The sequence below is a fragment of the Acidovorax sp. SRB_24 genome (genome assembly GCF_012931925.1).
On the sequence record NZ_MWOM01000035.1, the window covers coordinates 23,967 to 40,755 of the forward strand.

The 16,789-nt window shown below is 69.1% G+C and carries 15 protein-coding genes; 4 read left to right on the forward strand and 11 right to left on the reverse strand.

Going from position 1 to position 16,789, the window contains the following annotated elements; translation table 11 throughout:
* On the forward strand, positions 1-315 hold a 315-nt coding region (locus B2J89_RS13060; protein WP_240965013.1), incomplete at its 5' end, for a thioredoxin family protein.
* A 34-nt stretch (positions 316-349) separates the two neighbouring features.
* On the opposite strand, the gene B2J89_RS13065 is transcribed toward B2J89_RS13060, so the two are convergent.
* Together B2J89_RS13065 and B2J89_RS13070 are read right to left on the reverse strand one after the other, a co-directional pair.
* Complete coding sequence (locus tag B2J89_RS13065; protein WP_169169538.1) at positions 350-1,507, reverse strand: MFS transporter; 1,158 nt, start codon at positions 1,505-1,507, stop codon at positions 350-352.
* A gap of 238 nt (positions 1,508-1,745) precedes the next feature.
* Positions 1,746-3,134, reverse strand: a complete 1,389-nt coding sequence (locus tag B2J89_RS13070) for a phenylacetate--CoA ligase family protein (protein ID WP_169169525.1) — start codon at positions 3,132-3,134, stop codon at positions 1,746-1,748.
* Positions 3,135-3,365: 231 nt separating this feature from the next.
* Here B2J89_RS13070 and B2J89_RS13075 point away from each other — a divergent pair, with 231 nt between their 5' ends.
* Complete coding sequence (locus B2J89_RS13075; protein ID WP_169169526.1) at positions 3,366-5,144, forward strand: alpha/beta hydrolase; 1,779 nt, start codon at positions 3,366-3,368, stop codon at positions 5,142-5,144.
* Positions 5,145-5,339: 195 nt separating this feature from the next.
* Here the strand turns inward: B2J89_RS13075 and B2J89_RS13080 are convergent, their stop codons facing one another.
* The 4 genes from B2J89_RS13080 to B2J89_RS13095 all read right to left on the reverse strand — a co-directional run bounded on the left by B2J89_RS13080 (position 5,340) and on the right by B2J89_RS13095 (position 11,037).
* A complete protein-coding gene (locus B2J89_RS13080; protein ID WP_169169527.1) occupies positions 5,340-8,477 on the reverse strand; it encodes an efflux RND transporter permease subunit in 3,138 nt (1,045 codons plus the stop codon).
* A 29-nt stretch (positions 8,478-8,506) separates the two neighbouring features.
* A complete protein-coding gene (locus B2J89_RS13085) occupies positions 8,507-9,490 on the reverse strand; it encodes an efflux RND transporter periplasmic adaptor subunit (RefSeq protein ID WP_371809069.1) in 984 nt (327 codons plus the stop codon).
* A gap of 327 nt (positions 9,491-9,817) precedes the next feature.
* A complete protein-coding gene (gene rnhA, locus B2J89_RS13090) occupies positions 9,818-10,267 on the reverse strand; it encodes a ribonuclease HI (protein ID WP_169169529.1) in 450 nt (149 codons plus the stop codon).
* Complete coding sequence (locus B2J89_RS13095; protein WP_169169539.1) at positions 10,264-11,037, reverse strand: class I SAM-dependent methyltransferase; 774 nt, start codon at positions 11,035-11,037, stop codon at positions 10,264-10,266. The genes rnhA and B2J89_RS13095 overlap by 4 nt, the downstream gene beginning before the upstream one ends.
* A gap of 19 nt (positions 11,038-11,056) precedes the next feature.
* Here B2J89_RS13095 and gloB point away from each other — a divergent pair, with 19 nt between their 5' ends.
* Together gloB and B2J89_RS13105 are read left to right on the forward strand one after the other, a co-directional pair.
* Positions 11,057-11,833, forward strand: a complete 777-nt coding sequence (gloB, locus tag B2J89_RS13100; protein WP_169169530.1) for a hydroxyacylglutathione hydrolase — start codon at positions 11,057-11,059, stop codon at positions 11,831-11,833.
* Positions 11,830-13,371 carry a transglycosylase SLT domain-containing protein gene (locus B2J89_RS13105; protein WP_169169531.1) on the forward strand — a complete coding sequence of 514 codons (1,542 nt, stop codon included), beginning with the start codon at positions 11,830-11,832 and terminating at the stop codon, positions 13,369-13,371. Before gloB ends, B2J89_RS13105 begins: the two co-directional genes overlap by 4 nt.
* A 36-nt stretch (positions 13,372-13,407) precedes the next feature.
* On the opposite strand, the gene B2J89_RS13110 is transcribed toward B2J89_RS13105, so the two are convergent.
* The 5 genes from B2J89_RS13110 to B2J89_RS13130 all read right to left on the reverse strand — a co-directional run.
* Entirely contained in the window at positions 13,408-14,466 is a 1,059-nt protein-coding gene (locus B2J89_RS13110) for an ABC transporter substrate-binding protein (protein ID WP_169169532.1), read from the reverse strand.
* A gap of 124 nt (positions 14,467-14,590) precedes the next feature.
* Positions 14,591-14,998: an MAPEG family protein gene (locus tag B2J89_RS13115; RefSeq protein ID WP_169169533.1), complete on the reverse strand. Its 408-nt coding sequence runs from the start codon at positions 14,996-14,998 to the stop codon at positions 14,591-14,593.
* 87 nt (positions 14,999-15,085) lie between these two features.
* Entirely contained in the window at positions 15,086-15,676 is a 591-nt protein-coding gene (recR, locus tag B2J89_RS13120) for a recombination mediator RecR (RefSeq protein ID WP_169169534.1), read from the reverse strand.
* 199 nt (positions 15,677-15,875) lie between these two features.
* Positions 15,876-16,208: a YbaB/EbfC family nucleoid-associated protein gene (locus B2J89_RS13125; RefSeq protein ID WP_169169535.1), complete on the reverse strand. Its 333-nt coding sequence runs from the start codon at positions 16,206-16,208 to the stop codon at positions 15,876-15,878.
* Between the two features lie 35 nt (positions 16,209-16,243).
* A partial coding sequence (locus tag B2J89_RS13130; protein WP_305792656.1) for a DNA polymerase III subunit gamma/tau C-terminal domain-containing protein occupies positions 16,244-16,789 on the reverse strand: 546 nt, incomplete at its 5' end.

Consider the following 16,789-nt stretch of genomic DNA (forward strand, 5'->3'; position numbering starts at 1 on the left):
CACCTGCCCCAGCCCCCGACGCGCGCCGAAGTCGATGCACTGCCCGGCGCGGCCGTGCTCGAGTTCGGAACGCCCTGGTGCGGCCACTGCCTGTGCGCCCAGCCGCTGATCGAGCAGGCGCTGGCGCCGCGCGCCGATGTCGCGCACATCAAGGTCGAGGACGGCCCCGGCCAGCGCCTGGGCCGCAGCTTTGGCGTGAAGCTCTGGCCCACGCTGGTGTTTTTGCGCGGCGGCCAGGAAGTGACGCGCCTCGTGCGGCCGCAGGACGCGCAGGCGCTCGCCCGGGCGCTGCAGCAACTCGACGCGCCGGCCTGAAGGCCGGGACTGGACCGGGCCCGCCCGGCGCGCTTCAGGCCACCTCGATCAGCGGCGTGCGGGCGGCCGCCCAGGCCAGCGCCCCGGTCAAGGCCGCCATGGCGACGCAAAAAATCACCAGGGCCGCCGCCAGGCCCAGCCCATCGGAAAGCCAGCCCACGGCCAGGATTGGCGCAATGGTGCCGATGTAGCCCACCACCAGATACGTGGACAGCAGGCCGGCACGGGTCTCGGGCCGGGCCACCTTGTTGACGATGGCGATGCCGGCCAGGTTCACCAGCCCGTGCCCGGCCGAGGTGGTCAGCACGCTGAGCACGAACAGCACCGACCACTGGGTGAACGAGGTGGCGATCAGCAGCAGGTTGCACGCGGCCAGCAGGCCCAGCCCCCAGACGGCGCAGGTCTTGGTGTGCACCGGCCGGGCCAGCCACTGCACGAGCGCCGACAGGAACAGGATCATGGCGATCGACAAACCGCTCACGGCCGGCCCGTGCCAGGGCACCATGCGCTCCATGAAGCTCGGGGCCAGCGAGGCATAGAGCCCGAAGATGCCGAAGGTGCCGAACGCCCCCAGACAGGCCACCATGAAAGGCCGCCGCACCGCCGGCCGGGGCAAGGTGATGCGCGGCAGCCAGTCGCGCAGCACCAGCGGTGGCTGCGGGGCCGCCGCCACCTGCGCTTCCACGCGGACCTGGAACAGCGCATAAATCGCCAGCGCGCCCAGCAACAGGCTGGGTACATAGGCCGTGACCAGGGGCTGCGGCACCCACTGGGCCACCAGCCCGCCCACCAGCGGGCCCATGCCAAAGCCCAGCGCCATGGCGAAGCTCGTCATGGCCGACGCGCGCATCACCTGGCTGGGACGGCTCAGCTGCGTGAGCCCCAGCGAGGCCGAGGTGGTGATCATTCCCGAGGCAATGCCGATGAGCACGCGGCTGGCCACGAAGGAGGGCACGCTCCAGGCCACCGCCGACAGCAGCACCCCGGCATACACCAGCATGAGGCCCCAGCGCAGCACCGGCAGAAAGCCGAAGCGGTCGCTGAGCCGCCCCAGGAACAGCAGGCTGGACAGCGCGCCCACCATGTAGGCGACGTAGATGCCGGTGATGTGGCTGGGCTGCAGCCCCCAGCGCGCCTGGTACAGCGGGTACAGCGGGCTCGCCAGCGCCGTGCCCATGACGCCGACACACATCGCGAAACACACCCAGGCAAACGCAGGCCAGTGACGTTGCATATCCGGCAAACAGGCGCCCCACGGGCGGCCTGCGCTCCTGAAAAGAAGGAAGAGAAGGGGAAAAAGCCGCTGGCGCGCGGAACCGGCACACACGGCTTTTCTGCTGCCCCGGGGCCGGCGCAGCGACCGCCGCAACCCGGAGCGGGGAAGCGGGCATTCTACGGAAAAACCCGCATACCGCGCCTGGCCGTGCGGCTCAGCGGCTGCAGGCCACGATGCGGCAGGCCTTGCCGCTGCGCCCGCGCGGCACGCTCTGGCCCAGGCGCACGCGCACCTGGACCTGCACCACCCCCTGGGCACCGGCAAAGGCCTTCAAGGCCGCAGAGCAGCGCGCGGCGGCAGCGCGACCCGTCTCGCCTTCGAGCGGCAGGTGCAGTTCCAGCATGTGCCGGTCCAGCTGGCGCAGGTGAAAATCGAACACGCCGGCCTCCTCCTCCAGCACCGTGCTCAGGGCCAGCGGCAGCAGCGTGACGCAGCGCCCACCCCGACCCGCCATGCGCAGCGGATCGTCCTGGCGCCCCTGCACCGTGAACACCGGCAGCGGCGAGCCGCAGGCGCAGGGCCCGGCCTGCAGCGTGACGCGGTCGCCCAGGTCGTAGCGCACCAGGGGCTGCACCGCATTGGCCAGATTGGTCAGCAGCACGCTGCACGAAGGCTGGCCCGCGGGCACCGGCCGGTGGTGCTCGTCCACCGGCTCCAAAACGTGCCAGTCGGCGTTGAGGTGCATGCCCCCGTGGGCGCACTCCCAGCCCATGGCCAGGAACTCGGATGTCCCATAGCTGTTGCGCACCGCCGAACCCAGACTTTTTTCGATGTGCGTGCGCACCGCCGCGCCCAGCGTCTCGCCACCGGTCCAGACTTCGCGCGGCGCGATGCGCAAGCTGCCGCGCGCCGCCTCGTCGGCCAGCAGGGCAGCCGCCGTCGGGTAGGTGGCCAGCACGGTCGGCGCGAAATCGTTGAGTTCCGCCACCAGCTCGGCCAGTGGCGCCTGGATGGAAAAGCTGCGCAAGCGGGTGCCCAGCCAGGGATTGAGGGCGGCCATCCGCAGCAGCGACACATGGCTGGCGAAATGCCCGCCCAGTGCGCCGACAAAGGCCGTGCGCTCGGCCAGGCCCAGCGGATCGAGCCAGCGCGCCAGCGGTTGGGACGGGCTGCGGCGCAGCGCCTCCAGCGCGTCGTACACCGCCATGGCCTGCGCATCCTGCACAAAGATGCCCGGATGTCCGCTGGTGCCCGAGCTCTCCCACACCATGTACCGGCCCATCCAGGGCTCGGCCAGGCGTGCGGGGTCGGCGGTGAACGCGCGCAAGGCGTCGAGCTCCAGGCAGGGATCGGTCACCCAGTCGTCGAACCGCTCCATCAGCTGGGCGCGCGTGACCACCGGCAGCTGGCACAAGGGCGTGTCGGGCCGGACAGACGCCGGCCACAGTGCCCGGTACAGGCGCGAGCCGCGCAGCACGGCCTCCAGCAGCAGCGCCAGCCGGGCCCGCTGGCGCTGCACCACGCCCTCGGCGTCTCCCCTGTCGACCGCCAGCACATCTGCGGACACGGTCCACAGGCGCAACGGATCGAACACGGTACTCATGGGTCATGCCCTTTTCGAGTTGGCTGCGGGTGCGCTCCGGCGGATACCGCGAAGCGGCTGCAATGCCCCCTATTAAAGCGCTGCGCCCGCACCCGCCGCCACCCGCAAGTCCGCTTGCGGCGCATGGGCATCGAAAATCCACTTTGCCTTGTGGCCCCGCACGCCACGCGAGCGCACTATCATGAAGCACGCTGCAGTGCGGACTGTCCTTCACCTCTGCCTCTCCACGCCATGGCCCAACCGTCCGACCCCTCGCCCGCCCCACCCGGCAGACGTGCGGCACATGCCGCAGAAACCCCCACCGAAAAATTGGACCGCCTGGTCCATGCCGGCGGCGCCGAATTCACAGGCGGGCTGTCCCCGGTGTCGCTGGCCTTGGCCGCTGCGGACTGGGCCTGGCACCTGGGCGTGTCGCCCGGCCGGCAGCTGCAGCTGGCGGCACTGGCCGCCCGCCTCTGGGCCGACACGCTGCACGCCCATGGGCGCGCGCCCGAGGCAGACGGCGTCCCCGACGAGGATCCGCGCTTTCGCCACGACGCCTGGGCGCACTGGCCCTACAGCCAGATGCGCGCGGGCTTTCACAATGCCGAAGCCTTCTGGCGCGAGGCCAGCTGGGCGCCCGGCATGACCGCGCACCACACCGACCTCACGCGCTTCTTCGCGCGCCAGTGGCTGGACATGCTGGCCCCCGCGAACTGGCCCGCCACCAACCCCCTGGTGCTGCGCGATGCGCTGGAGTCGGGCGGCACACGGCTGCGCCAGGGCGCGCGCCACTGGCTGGCCGACGCGAGCGGCGTGCCCCTGCCGGGCGAGCCCGAGCGCATCCCTGCCTTCCAGGTCGGCCGCGACGTGGCCGTGACGCCGGGCGCGGTGGTGTACCGCAATCCACTCATCGAGCTGATCCGCTACGCGCCGCAGACACCGACGGTGCACCCCGAGCCGGTGCTGATCGTGCCGTCGTGGATCATGAAGTACTACATCCTCGACCTGTCGCCGCACAACTCGCTGGTGCGCTACCTGGTGGGCCGGGGCCATACCGTGTACATGCTGTCGTGGCGCAACCCCGACGCCGCGGACAGCGATCTGTCGATGGACGATTACCTGCGCCTGGGCGTACTGGACGCGCTGCAGGCAGTGGCCACGCAGGGCGATCGCAAGACGCCGGTGCATGCCGTGGGCTACTGCCTGGGCGGCACGCTGCTGGCCATTGCCGCAGCGGCCATGGCGCGCGCAGGCGGGGTGGCCGAGCAGCACCTGCTGTCGCCGCTGAAGACGCTGACCCTGCTGGCGGCGCAGACCGATTTTTCCGATCCGGGCGAGCTGGGCCTGTTTATCGACGAAGGGCAGATCGACCTGCTCGACCACATCACCCGCAGCCAGGGCTACCTGTCGGGCAAGCAGATGGCGGGCTCGTTCCAGTTCCTGCACTCGCGCGACCTGGTCTGGGCGCGGCGCATGCGCGAGTACCTGCTGGGCGAGCGCGACCAGTCCAACGACCTGATGGCCTGGAACGCCGACACCACGCGCATGCCCGCGCGCATGCACCACGAGTACCTGACCGAGCTGTACCTGCACAACGCGCTGGCCACCCACAACTACTGCGCCGAGGGGCAGGCGGTCTCGCTGGCCGATCTCCAGCCACCGATGTTCCTGGTGGGCACGCAGCGCGACCACGTCTCGCCCTGGCGCTCGGTCTACAAGCTGCACCAGCTGTGCGACGCCGAGATCACCTTCGTGCTGGCCAGCGGCGGGCACAACGCCGGCATCGTCTCGGAGCCGGGCCACCCGCACCGCAGCTACCAGATTCACACGCGGCCCGCGCGGGGCCGCTGGACCGAGCCCGGCGCATGGGCGGCCAAGGCCCCCTCGCACGAGGGCTCGTGGTGGCCCGCCTGGCAGGCCTGGCTGGCCCGGCACTCCTCGCGCAGGCAGGCGACCTCCCCCATCGCGGCAGGCACCGTGCTGTGCGACGCACCGGGCACCTACGTGCTGCAACGCTACAAGGAATAGGCACCGGGCCCCGCGCTGCGCCATGCCTGCGCCGGCGTCCACTGCCCCATTCCCGTGACCCCTGAGGGGCGTGGACCGCCGGAACCGGGCGGCGTGCGCCGATATGGAGCAAAAAGGCCTCCAGCCCATACCCAACCAGCGCCAACAGCTCACTATTCCATAGCAAGTCTGGGCTGCAGGCGCTGGACACCCGGTTCAGGCGTCGGCCACGGCGTGCGGCGTGTCGTGGGCCGTGGCCGTCTTGGCGCCGGGCACGGAGCGGCGCGCAAACAGCGAATACATGGTCGGCACCACGAAGATGGTCAGCAGCGTGCCCAGCGACATGCCGCCCACGATCACCCAGCCGATCTGCGTGCGGGTTTCGGCGCCGGCACCCGACGCCAGTGCCAACGGCAAGGCCCCCAGCACCATGGCGCCCGTGGTCATCAGGATGGGCCGCAGGCGCTGCGCCGAGGCCTTGATGAGCGCATCGACCATGTCCACGCCCTGCGCGCGCAACTGGTTCGTGAACTCGACGATCAGGATGCCGTGCTTGGTGATCAGGCCGACCAGGGTGATCAGACCGATCTGCGAGTACACGTTGAGCGAGCCGCCGCTCCATTTGAGCGCCAGCAGCGCGCCGATCATGGACAGTGGCACCGAGAGCATGATGACCAGCGGATCGATGAAGCTCTCGAACTGCGCGGCCAGCACCAGGAAGATGAACACCAGCGCCAGCACGAACACGATGCCCAGCGCGCCCCGCGAGCTCTTGAACTCGCGCGAGGTGCCGTTGAGGTCGGTGGTGTAGCCGGGCTTGAGTAGCTTGGCGGCCGTGGTGTCCATGAAAGTCAGCGCTTCGCCCAGCGAATAGTCGGGCGAGAGGTTGGCCGTTATGGTCGCCGAGCGGCGCTGGCCGAAGTGGTTGAGCTCGCGCGGGCTCACGCTCTCGCGCACCGTGACCAGGGCCGAGAGCGGAATCATCGCGTCGGAGCGCCCGCGCACATAGATGCCATCGATGTCCTCGGGCGCCGTGCGGCCGCTGGGCTGGGTCTGCACGATCACGTCGTACTGCTCGGCGTCGCGCTTGTAGCGGGTCACGGTGCGCCCGCCCAGCATGGTCTCGATGGCCTTAGCGACCACGTCCACGTTCACGCCCAGGTCGGCCGCGCGCTCGCGGTTCACGTCGATGCGCAGTTCGGGCTTGTTCAGGCGCAGGTCGACGTCGGGCGAGGTGATGCCCGGGTTCTTCGCCATCTCGGCCACCATCTGCTCGGCCACGGCGCTGAGGTTCTCGTAGCTGTCCGAGGTCTGGATGACGTAGTTCAGCGGCCGCGACCGGAAGCCCTGGCCCAGCGAGGGCGGCGTGATCGGGAACGCGCTCACGCCGGGCAGGCTGGCCAGGCGCGGCTGCAGCTCGCGCGCGATGTCCAGCGTGCTGCGCGTGCGGTTTTCCCAGTCCACCGTGCGGTACACCACGCTGCCTTGCGACACCGTGGGATTGCCGATGTTGGCGAAGATGCGGTCGAACTCGGGGTAGTCGCGGCCAATCTTCTCCAGTTCCAGCGCATAGCGGTTGGTGTAATCGAGCGTGGCGCCGTCGGGCGCGGTGATGTTGGCCAGGATGGTGCCGCGGTCTTCGAGGGGCGAGAGCTCCTGCTTCATGGTCGGGTACACCCACACCAGGCCCAGGCCGCTGAGCGCCATCGCGCCGACCACGATCCAGCGCGCCTGGAACACCTTGCCGCGCAGGCCGCCGCCGGGCTTGCCGGGCGTTTGCCAGCGCGCGGTCACGATCCAGCGCAGCAGGCGGCCGTAGGCGCCGGACAGCGCCGTGAGCCAGCGCTCCATGCTGCGGTCGAACCAGTTGGGCTGGGGGTTGTGCTTGAGCAACAGCGAACACATCATGGGCGAGAGCGTCAGCGCCACGAAGCCCGACACCACCACCGCCCCGGCCAGCGCCAGCGCAAACTCGACAAACAGGCGCCCCGTGCGCCCCGGCGTGAAGGCCAGCGGCGCATACACGGCCACCAGCGTGAGCGTCATGGCGACGATGGCAAAGCCGATCTCGCGCGCGCCCTTGATCGCGGCCGAAAACGGGTCCAGCCCCTCCTCGATGTGGCGGTAGATGTTCTCCAGCATCACGATGGCGTCGTCCACCACCAGGCCGATCGCCAGCACCAGCGCCAGCAGCGTGAGCGTGTTGATCGAAAATCCCGCCAGCGACATCAGCGCAAAGCTGCCCACCAGGCTCACGGGGATGGTGATGATGGGAATGATGGACGCGCGCAGGGTGCGCAGGAACACGAAGATCACCAGCGCCACCAGCACCACCGCCTCGGCGATGGTGGTGTAGACGCTCTTGACCGAGCGGTCGATGAAGATGGAGTTGTCGTTGGCGACATCGATCGTGACGTCGGCCGGCAGGTCGGCCTTGAGCGTAGGCAGCATGGCGCGCACCCCTGCCGACAGTTCCAACGGGTTGGCCGTGGCCTGGCGGATCACGCCCACCGAAATCGCTTCGCGCCCATTGAGCCGCACCTTGCTGCGGTCGCTGGCGGCGCCCTCTTCGACCCGCGCCACATCGCGCAGCCGCACCGGAAAGCCATTGACCGTGCGCAGCACGATGTCGGCGAACTGGCCCGGCTGGCCCAGGTCGGTCTGCGAGGTGACGCTGAACTCGCGCTGCTGCGACTCGATGCGTCCGGCCGGCAGTTCAAGGTTGTTGCGCCGGATCGCGTCCTCCACGTCCTGCGTCGTCAGGCGGTAGCCGGCCAGGCGCTGCGGGTCGAGCCAGACGCGCATGGCGTAGCGGCGCTCGCCATAGATGGGCACATCGGCCACGCCGGTCACCGTCTGCAGGCGGGGCTTGACGATGCGGTTGAGCAGGTCGTTGATCTGCAGCGGGCTCAGGGTGTCACTGCTGAAAGCCAGCCACATCACCGGAAACGCATCGGCCTCGACCTTGGCAATGACAGGCTCGTCCACCGCGTCGGGCAGGCGGTTGCGCACGCGTGCGGTGCGGTCGCGCACCTCGGCGGCCGCGTTGTCGGCGTCCTTTTCGAGGCGAAAGCGCACCGAGATCTGGCTGCGCTCGGCCCGGCTGATCGAGGTGATCACGTCCACGCCGTCGATGCCGGCGATGGAGTCTTCGAGCGGCTTGGTCACCTGCGACTCGATCACCTCGGCCGACGCGCCCGCATAGGTCACGCTGACGGTGACGACGGGCTCGTCGATCTTCGGATACTCGCGCACCGACAGGCGCGTGAAGCTCACCGCGCCGATCAGCACGATGAGCAGCGACAGCACGGTGGCGAACACCGGGCGGCGGATGGAGGTTTCGGCCAGTTGCATGGAAGAAGCGGAAGAAGGGTTCGGGGCCGTCAGCCGGGCTGGCGCGGCGTGGCGGCCTGCGCCTCGGGTGCGGCCTCTGGCGCCTGGGGCGATGGCACGACGCGCACCGGAGCACGGTCCTTGGACAGGCGCTGCTGGCCCGCCGTCACCACGGTGTCACCGGGTTGCAGGCCCTGCACGACCTCGACCCAGCCGTCGCGGCGCAGCCCGAGAACGACACTGGTGCGCTGCGCCACCGCGATGCCGCCCTGGGCCTGGGGCACCACCTTGAGCACATAGTGGCCCGCGCCGTTGGGCACGATCGCCTCTTCGGGCACCACGCTCGCATCGGCCCGCTCGCCAAACACGGCCGTGACGCGGGCAAACATGCCGGGGCGCAGGCGCAGCTGCCGGTTGTCGATGGCGGCGCGCACGGAGACCGAACGGCCGTTGGCATCGATCTGCGGGTCAATGGCCCGAACCATGGCGCTGAAGGCCTCGCCCGGCAGCGCATCGACCTCGACGCGCGCGCTCTGGCCCACGCGCAGCTTGCCCTGGAAGCGCTCGGGCAGGCGAAAGTCGACATACACGCTGTCGAGGTCTTCGATGTTGACGATGTCGGTGCCGTCCTTGAGGTAGTCGCCTACCTGGGTGTTGCCAATGCCGGCAATGCCATCGAACGGCGCCACGATCTTCAGCCGCGCCGCCGTGGCCTGCGCCAGGGCCAGCTTGGCCTGCGCCACCTGCAGGTTCGCATCGCTCTCGTCGACCGAGCGCTGGCTGATGAAGCCTTGCGCCACCAGGTCCTGGTTGCGCTGGTGGTTGGCACGCGCAATCGACAGTTCGGCTTGGCTTTGCTGCACCTGCGCACGCTGCAACTGGTCGTCCAGTTGCACCAGCAACTGGCCCTGGCGCACGCGCTGGCCATCGCGGAAGTTGAGCTGCACGATGCGCCCGCTCACCTCGGGGCGCAGCACCACGCTGCGGCGCGAGCGCAGGCTGCCCACGGCCTGGGCCTCATCGCTGAGCGCCATGCGCCGCACCTGGGCCGCCTCCACGGCGACCGGCTGGCCGGACGCACCGGCGCCTTTCGCCGGCGCGGTGCTGGCAGGAGGAGAAGCCTGCAGCGGCGCAGTTCTCTGAAACCACCACGCCAAAGATCCCGCACCGGCAATGCCGACCGCGGCTACAAGAAGATAAATCGCTCTGGACGCCATGAAAGTGACATTGGGTTACATAAAGGGCAGCCTGTGAATGTAGCAGCGGCACGCCCCCAACGCGGCCTCGGTCGCAGCAATTCCGGCAAAGCGAGGTGCTTTTACGCAGCGTTTACACAGACGGCAGATGGGGCCCCGGCTGCTTTAGCGGCGGCCCAGTGCGCGCTCGACTCCACAGTTGGCGAGGGCATCGGCGCGCTCGTTGCCGGGGTCTCCCGAATGGCCCCTGACCCAGCGCCAGTCGATCTGGTGTCCGCCTTCGCTCACCAGCGCATCCAGGCGCTGCCACAGCTCGACGTTCTTGACCGGCTGCTTGGCCGCGGTGCGCCAGCCCTTGGCCTTCCAGCCATGGATCCATTCGGTGATGCCTTTGCGCACGTACTGGCTGTCGAGGTAGAGCGTGACCGCGCACGGGCGCTTGAGCGCAGCCAGGGCTTCGATCACCGCCATCAGCTCCATGCGGTTGTTGGTGGTGCCCAGCTCGCCGCCGAACAACTCTTTTTCGGTCGCACCGGAGCGCAGCAGCACGCCCCAGCCCCCGGGGCCCGGATTGCCCTTGCAGGCGCCATCGGTATAGATCTGTATCTCGTTCACTCAAAATTCCTGTCGATGAAAGGGCTGGCAGTGGCCCGGTTGGCCACCGGCACCGTGGCCGCAGCGCGCGGTCGGGTGCTGCGCCAGGCGGGTTCCAGCAGGCGCATGCCGTGCACGCGCTTGATGGCCACCATGAAATAGGCGGCCCCGAGTATGGGCCAGCAGCGCTCACCCACACTGTCCACCCAGGCCCAACGCTGCAGCCATTTTTGCGTGCGCACGGCCGGGCGGTAGCAGCCAAACTGGACCTCGTCGACCTCGAAACTCAGCAGTTGCAACCAGTCGCGCAGCCGCCAGGGACCGATGAATTGGCCCGTATCGGGCAGGTAGAGCGTGCCACTGCCCAGCCGCTGTCCCCAGCGCGCGCGCATCTGGCGCAGGCCCCACAGGCTGGCCGGATTGAGCCCGCTGATGACCACGCGCCCCTCGGGCACCAGCACCCGCGCGATCTCGCGCAGCGCGGTGTGGGGGTCGTGGCTGAGCTCCAGGGTGTGCGGCAGCACCAGCAGGTCCAGGCTGTTGTCGGCAAACGGCAGGGCCACGGCGTGGGCCAGCAGGTGCGGCGTCCCGCCCGCAAGGGTGGGCTGCGGCGGCATCTCGCCGAGTGCCAGCCAGCGGTGCGGCATGCGGTTGGCACGCAGCCCCTGCAGTGATGGCATGCCCAGCTGCAGGCTCTGGTAGCCAAAGACATCGGCCACGGCGGCGTCAAAGCGCGCCTGTTCCCACTCCAGCAGGTAGCGGCCGGGCGGTGAATCGAACCAATGGTGCATACCTATAATTTGATCGCTCATGAATCTACTGCCGCTGCCCGCTTTTTCCGACAACTACATCTGGATGCTGCACGACGGCCGCCACGCCCTGGTGGTGGACCCGGGTGAAGCAGAGCCCGTGCTGCAGGCGCTGGACCGGCTCGGTCTGCGGCTGCAGGCAATTCTAGTCACGCACCACCACAGCGACCATGTCGGCGGAGTGCAGGCGCTGCGCGAGGCCACTGGCGCAGCGGTGTACGGTCCGGCACGCGAGCGCATCCCGGCGCCGGCAGTGGCGCTGGCCGGCGGTGACCAGGTCGAGGCGCTGGGCCTGTCGTTTGCCGTCATCGACGTTCCGGGCCACACCGCCGGCCATATTGCATACCACTGCACGCTGGCGGACGGTGCCCCGCTGCTGTTTTGTGGCGACACGCTGTTCTCGGGCGGCTGCGGGCGCCTGTTCGAAGGCACGCCGGCGCAGATGCTGGCCTCGCTCGATGCGCTTGCGGCGCTGCCGGGCGACACGCGCATTTGCTGCGCCCACGAATACACCCTGTCGAACCTGCGATTTGCCCATGTCGTGGAACCTCGCAACGCCGCCCTGCTCCACCACAGCAGAGAATGCGAACGGCTGCGCGCGCACAACCTGCCCACGCTGCCTTCGCGCATGGCGCTCGAGCGGGACATCAACCCCTTCTTGCGCGTCCGCCTCCCTGCCGTGGCCGCTGCCGCGCGCCGCCGGGACCCTTCTGTCAACACCACCGACGCGGTCGCCGTTTTTGCGGCACTGCGCGAATGGAAAAACGAGTTCCGATGAAAATTCTGCATATCGCATGCCTGGCGGGCCTGCTCTGGCTCACCGGCTGCGCCACCCGTGGCACTTCCGCCGATGCCACGAACACTGAGGGCCAGCCCGCGCCCGCCACCGCCGCGCAGCGCGGGCGCAGCGCCGATCTTGCCAAGGGCCCGCTGCAACCGATCACCTCGGCCCACGCCGCGCGCGGCAAGGTCGCCGCGCTGTCGGCACCGGCCGACCTGTGGGAGCGCATTCGCCGCGGCTTTGCCATGCCAGACCTGCAGCACGAGCTGGTGCAGGACCGCGAGCAGTGGTATGCAACACGGCCCGACTACATGCAGCGCATGACCGAGCGCTCCAGCAAATACCTGTTCCACATCGTCGAGGAACTCGAGCGCCGCGGCATGCCGACCGAGCTGGCGCTGCTGCCCTACATCGAAAGCGCCTTCAACCCGCAAGCCGTCTCCACCGCCAAGGCGGCCGGCATGTGGCAGTTCATGCCGGCCACGGGCAGCTATTTCGACCTCAAGCAGAACGCCTTCCGCGACGACCGCCGGGACGTGCTGGCGTCCACCCGTGCCGCGCTCGACTACCTGCAGAAACTCTACGGCATGTTCGGCGACTGGCATCTGGCCCTGGCCGCCTACAACTGGGGCGAAGGCAGCGTGGGCCGCGCCATCGCGCGCAACCAGAAAGCGGGCCTGGGCACCGGCTACACGGACCTGACAATGCCCGCCGAAACCCGCATGTACGTGCCCAAGCTGCAGGCCGTCAAGAACATCGTGGCCAGCCCCGATGCGTTTCGCACCGAGCTGCCGCTGATCGAGAACCACCCCTACTTCCAGACCGTGGACATTCCCCGCGACATCGACGTGGCGCTGGCCGCCAAGCTCGCTGATGTGCGCGAAGAAGACTTCAAGGCCCTCAACCCCTCGCTGCACCGGCCCGTGATCCTGGCGGCCGGCACACCGCAGATCCTGTTGCCCTGGGACAACGCCAAAATTTTCGAGCGCAACCTGCAGGCCTACACCCAGGGGCAGTACGCAAGCTGGACCGTCTGGACGCTGCCCTCCACGATGAGCGTGGCCGAGGTGGCGCAGCGCGTGGGCATGGGCGAAGGCGACCTGCGCAGCATCAATGGCATTCCGCCGCGCATGCTGGTCAAGGCGGGCTCGGCCCTGGTGGTGCCGCGCTCGACCACCATGCGCCACGACGTGGCCGAGCAGGTCGCCGACAACGGCCAGATCGCGCTGCTGCCCGAAACCGTCACACGCCGCACCACGGTGCGCGCGGGCAAGCGCGACAGCGTTGCCAGCGTGGCGCAGCGCTACCGCCTGAGCGCCGCGAGCGTGGCCGATTGGAACGACACCAAGGCAGGTGCCGCGTTCAAGCTCGGGCAGCAAATCGTGCTGTACCTGCCGGTGCAGACCCAAATCGGCCGCAGCGCCAAGGCGGCGCCCGCCAACCAGAACGCATCGAAAGTCGCGCGCAACGCCAAGCAGCCTGCGGCATCCAAGCAGAAACGCGGCGGCACACCGTCCAAGGTGGCACGGCGTTGACCCCGTGCCCGGCCGCGCCCTCGGGCGCAGGCCGGCTCAGGCGCTGAATTTCTGCTTGGCCTTGCGGGCAAACTCGGGCGCAACCCAGCGCTGCACGTCCACACGCTGCCGGCTGCGACCGGGCTCGGCGAGCAGCAACGCACGCAGCGCCGTTGCGGGCGCATCGAGCGGCATCACCCCGTCGGGCGAGATGGTCTCGCGGGCGCGCGCAAACGCTGCCAGGTAGAGGCTGCGGTCGGCCCCCAGGTCCTGCGGCGGGACCGCCTTGACCAGGTCGGCCGGTGCCGCGGTCTGCAGCCATTTGAGCGCGTGGACGACGCCGTTGGCCAGCGCCTGCGCCTCGGGCGCGCGTTTTTGCAAAAACGCCGCTGGTGCCACCAGGCATCCGCCCGGCACACTGCCGCCAAACAGGGCCTGCGCCCCGCGGAGCGTGCGCGCATCGCTGACGATGCGCACGTCACCGCGCTGCTCGAGCAAGGCCATCAGCGGGTCTCCGTGGCACAGGGCCTGCACGCGGCCCGCACGCAGCGCGGCGGCGGCGCTGCGCCCTTCGCCCACCGCCACCAAAGACACGTCGCCAGGCCCGAGCCCCGCCTGCGCGAGCGCCAGGCGGGCCGTGGTGTGCGAGAGCGATCCCAGCGCCGCCACGCCCACCTTGCGCTGGCGCAGGTCGCTCAGCGCCGTGAAATGCGGCAGAGACTTTGCCGACACGCCCAGTGCCGCCTGCGGCGCACGCCCCTGCAGCACGAAAGCGCGCGCCAGCGGCGCATCGCCGGGCGTGCGCAGCAGCTGCTCGAAGTCGGTGGCGCACACGTCGGCGGCGCCAGCGTGCATCGCCCGCAGGGCCAACGCGTCGCTGGCAAAGGTCTCGATGGCCAGCTCCACGCCCTCATCGGCGAAGAAGCCCAGCTGCAGCGCCAGCGTGGTGGGCAGGTGGCGGAACACAAAGGCCGAGCGCGGCCCCATGGCCACGGTGAGCCGCGCGGCGGTAGCATCGGCGCCAGGCAGCGCTGCCCGCACCGCCGGGGCCCACGCGGCAGCGGTTGCGGCACTCAGGGCGCCAAAGGCACGGCGACTGATCGGATCAGAGGACACAGGGGCGAACTTCCTGGTTTTGATGCACTGCAACAATGGTGCTGCAGGCGGGCCGTTGGCACACCCGGGGTAATCCCTGAGGGGTTCTACCTACCTGCGGCCGGGCGCTGGGCACCGCAGCCCCTCAGCGGTAGCCGATAAAGAAGATCGCGCTGTTGACGAGGAAGGCAGCGCCCCACACGGCACTGCGCGCCGTGGCCATGTCGGAGACATACATCAGGATGTAGAAGACCCGCAGCATGACGAACAGGAAGGCCAGCAGGTCGAGCAGGGCCTGCGCCGCCCCCAGCTGGTGCGCCACGATGACCGCACCGATGAAGAACGGCAGCGCCTCGAACGTGTTGGCCTGCGCCGCATTGGCGCGCGCGCGCCAATCGCTCTGGCGCGCGAGCCAGGCACGCGGGTTGTGGTTGTCGTAACCGCCGTCCTGGCGCGGCTTGCCGAAAGCCCCGCGCTTGGCGATGCCGGCGCACACGATGGGCAGCAGCGCCGCGATGAAAACGCACCAGTAAGCCACCGTGAAATGTGCCATATGCAAGGAACTCGTTTTATGGATATTTTAGGGCTGAAACGCTGACCGGATAAGCGCTTAAAGCTATCCAATCGATAGTATTTGAGTCTAGCGCCGGTCGGCCAGGGCGTGCGCAATCGTGCCCAGATCGACATACTCCAGCTCGCTGCCGACGGGCACGCCGCGCGCCAGGCGCGTGACGCGCAGGCCGCGGTTTTTGAGCGCCTCGCTGACGACGTGGGCCGTCGTTTCGCCCTCGGCGGTGAAATTGGTCGCCAGGATCACCTCCTGCACCACACCGTCGGTGGCGCGGTCGAGCAGTTTCTTCAGGCCGATGTCGTTGGGTCCGATGCCGTCGAGCGGGCTGATGCGCCCCATGAGCACGAAATACAGCCCATGGAAGGCCGCGGTGCGTTCCAGCGCCGACTGGTCTGCCGGCGTCTCGACCACGCACAGGCGCGTCGCGTCGCGCTCGGGGTCGAGGCAGACCTCGCACACCTCGGCTTCGCAAAACGTGTGGCAGCGCGCGCAGTGGCGCATGCTGCCCACCGCCTGCGACAGCGCCTGCGACAGCGCCAGCGCCCCCGCGCGGTCATGCTGCAACAGGTGAAACGCCATGCGCGCCGCCGACTTCACCCCCACGCCCGGCAGGCGCCGCAGCGCCTGGATCAATGTGTCAAGGGAGTTGGTGGTGGACATGGTTGGACCGGCAATTTGAGCGACAGACCGCGAAGCGCGCACCCGTTGGTGGTTTTGGTATTCAGACCCCGCCCTCAAGGGCGTAGCGAGCGGGTGTCAGGCTAGGCGCGGGTGGCGGGAAACCGGAACGTACTTCCTGTACGTGAGGATTTCCCGACGGGTCCCGCAACAACGCCTGGCGCCCGCTCGGTAGCCAGCATCAGAAAGGGAATTTCATGCCGCCGGGGAGGCCTGGCATGCCTTGGGTGATCTTGCCCATCTTGTCCGCCGAGGTCTCCTCGGCCTTGCGCACGGCCGCGTTGAAGGCGGCGGCGACCAGGTCTTCGAGCATGTCCTTGTCCTCGGCCAGCAGGCTCGGGTCGATGGTGACGCGCTTGACATCGTGCTTGCAGGTCATGAGCACCTTGACCAGGCCAGCGCCCGACTCGCCCTCGACTTCGACATTGGCCAGTTCGTCCTGCGCCTTCTTGAGGTTGTCCTGCATGGCCTGGGCCTGCTTCATGAGGCCGGCGAGTTGTCCCTTGTTGAACATGTGAGTACCTTTCTGGTGGAAATAGAGAGAGGGGGTTAAAGGGGTTTGACGCTGCCGGGCACTATTTTTGCGTCGTGGTCGCGCACCATAGCCTGCACGAATGGGTCGCCCAAGACGGTTTCCAGCGCCACGCGCTGGCGCTCCTGCTCGGCCACGGCATTGCGGCGCGCCGGGCTGTCGATGACCAGGCCGATCTCGACGCTGATCTGCTGCGCATGGCCAGCCGCCTCCAGGGCAGCGCGCAGCCGCTCGCGCGCCGTGGGCTGGTTCAGCGACTCGCGCTCCACCCGCAGCAACCAGTGGCCGCCATCGCGCGCCACCAGCTGCGACTGCAAAGCCAATTCACGCACCAAGGCCGTGATGGCCTCGCTGGCCGCCAATTGCTGCACCACAGGGTGCCAGACATCGCCTTCCTCGGTGGCGGTGTAGCCGCGCGCCGGGTGGCCTGCGGACGCAGCCCCCGGCTGCGCCTGCAGGCGCGCGCCCGGCTCGGGCGGGGTGCGCACGGGCAGGGTGCGTACCTGGGCGGCAGGCGGTGCAGACACGGCCTGCGCTGACGCGGGTGCCGCCGGCAGCGTCTC

Excerpts from the sequence above, each read along its gene's own strand:
- B2J89_RS13065 (WP_169169538.1), bottom strand. The coding sequence starts at position 1,507 with ATGTGTGTCGGCGTCATGGGCACGGCGCTGGCGAGCCCGCTGTACCCG.
- B2J89_RS13070 (WP_169169525.1), bottom strand. The coding sequence starts at position 3,134 with ATGAGTACCGTGTTCGATCCGTTGCGCCTGTGGACCGTGTCCGCAGAT.
- B2J89_RS13075 (WP_169169526.1), top strand. The coding sequence starts at position 3,366 with ATGGCCCAACCGTCCGACCCCTCGCCCGCCCCACCCGGCAGACGTGCG.
- B2J89_RS13080 (WP_169169527.1), bottom strand. The coding sequence starts at position 8,477 with ATGCAACTGGCCGAAACCTCCATCCGCCGCCCGGTGTTCGCCACCGTG.
- B2J89_RS13085 (WP_371809069.1), bottom strand. The coding sequence starts at position 9,490 with ATGGCGCTCAGCGATGAGGCCCAGGCCGTGGGCAGCCTGCGCTCGCGC.
- B2J89_RS13095 (WP_169169539.1), bottom strand. The coding sequence starts at position 11,037 with ATGCACCATTGGTTCGATTCACCGCCCGGCCGCTACCTGCTGGAGTGG.
- gloB (WP_169169530.1), top strand. The coding sequence starts at position 11,057 with ATGAATCTACTGCCGCTGCCCGCTTTTTCCGACAACTACATCTGGATG.
- B2J89_RS13105 (WP_169169531.1), top strand. The coding sequence starts at position 11,830 with ATGAAAATTCTGCATATCGCATGCCTGGCGGGCCTGCTCTGGCTCACC.
- B2J89_RS13115 (WP_169169533.1), bottom strand. The coding sequence starts at position 14,998 with ATGGCACATTTCACGGTGGCTTACTGGTGCGTTTTCATCGCGGCGCTG.
- recR (WP_169169534.1), bottom strand. The coding sequence starts at position 15,676 with ATGTCCACCACCAACTCCCTTGACACATTGATCCAGGCGCTGCGGCGC.
- B2J89_RS13125 (WP_169169535.1), bottom strand. The coding sequence starts at position 16,208 with ATGTTCAACAAGGGACAACTCGCCGGCCTCATGAAGCAGGCCCAGGCC.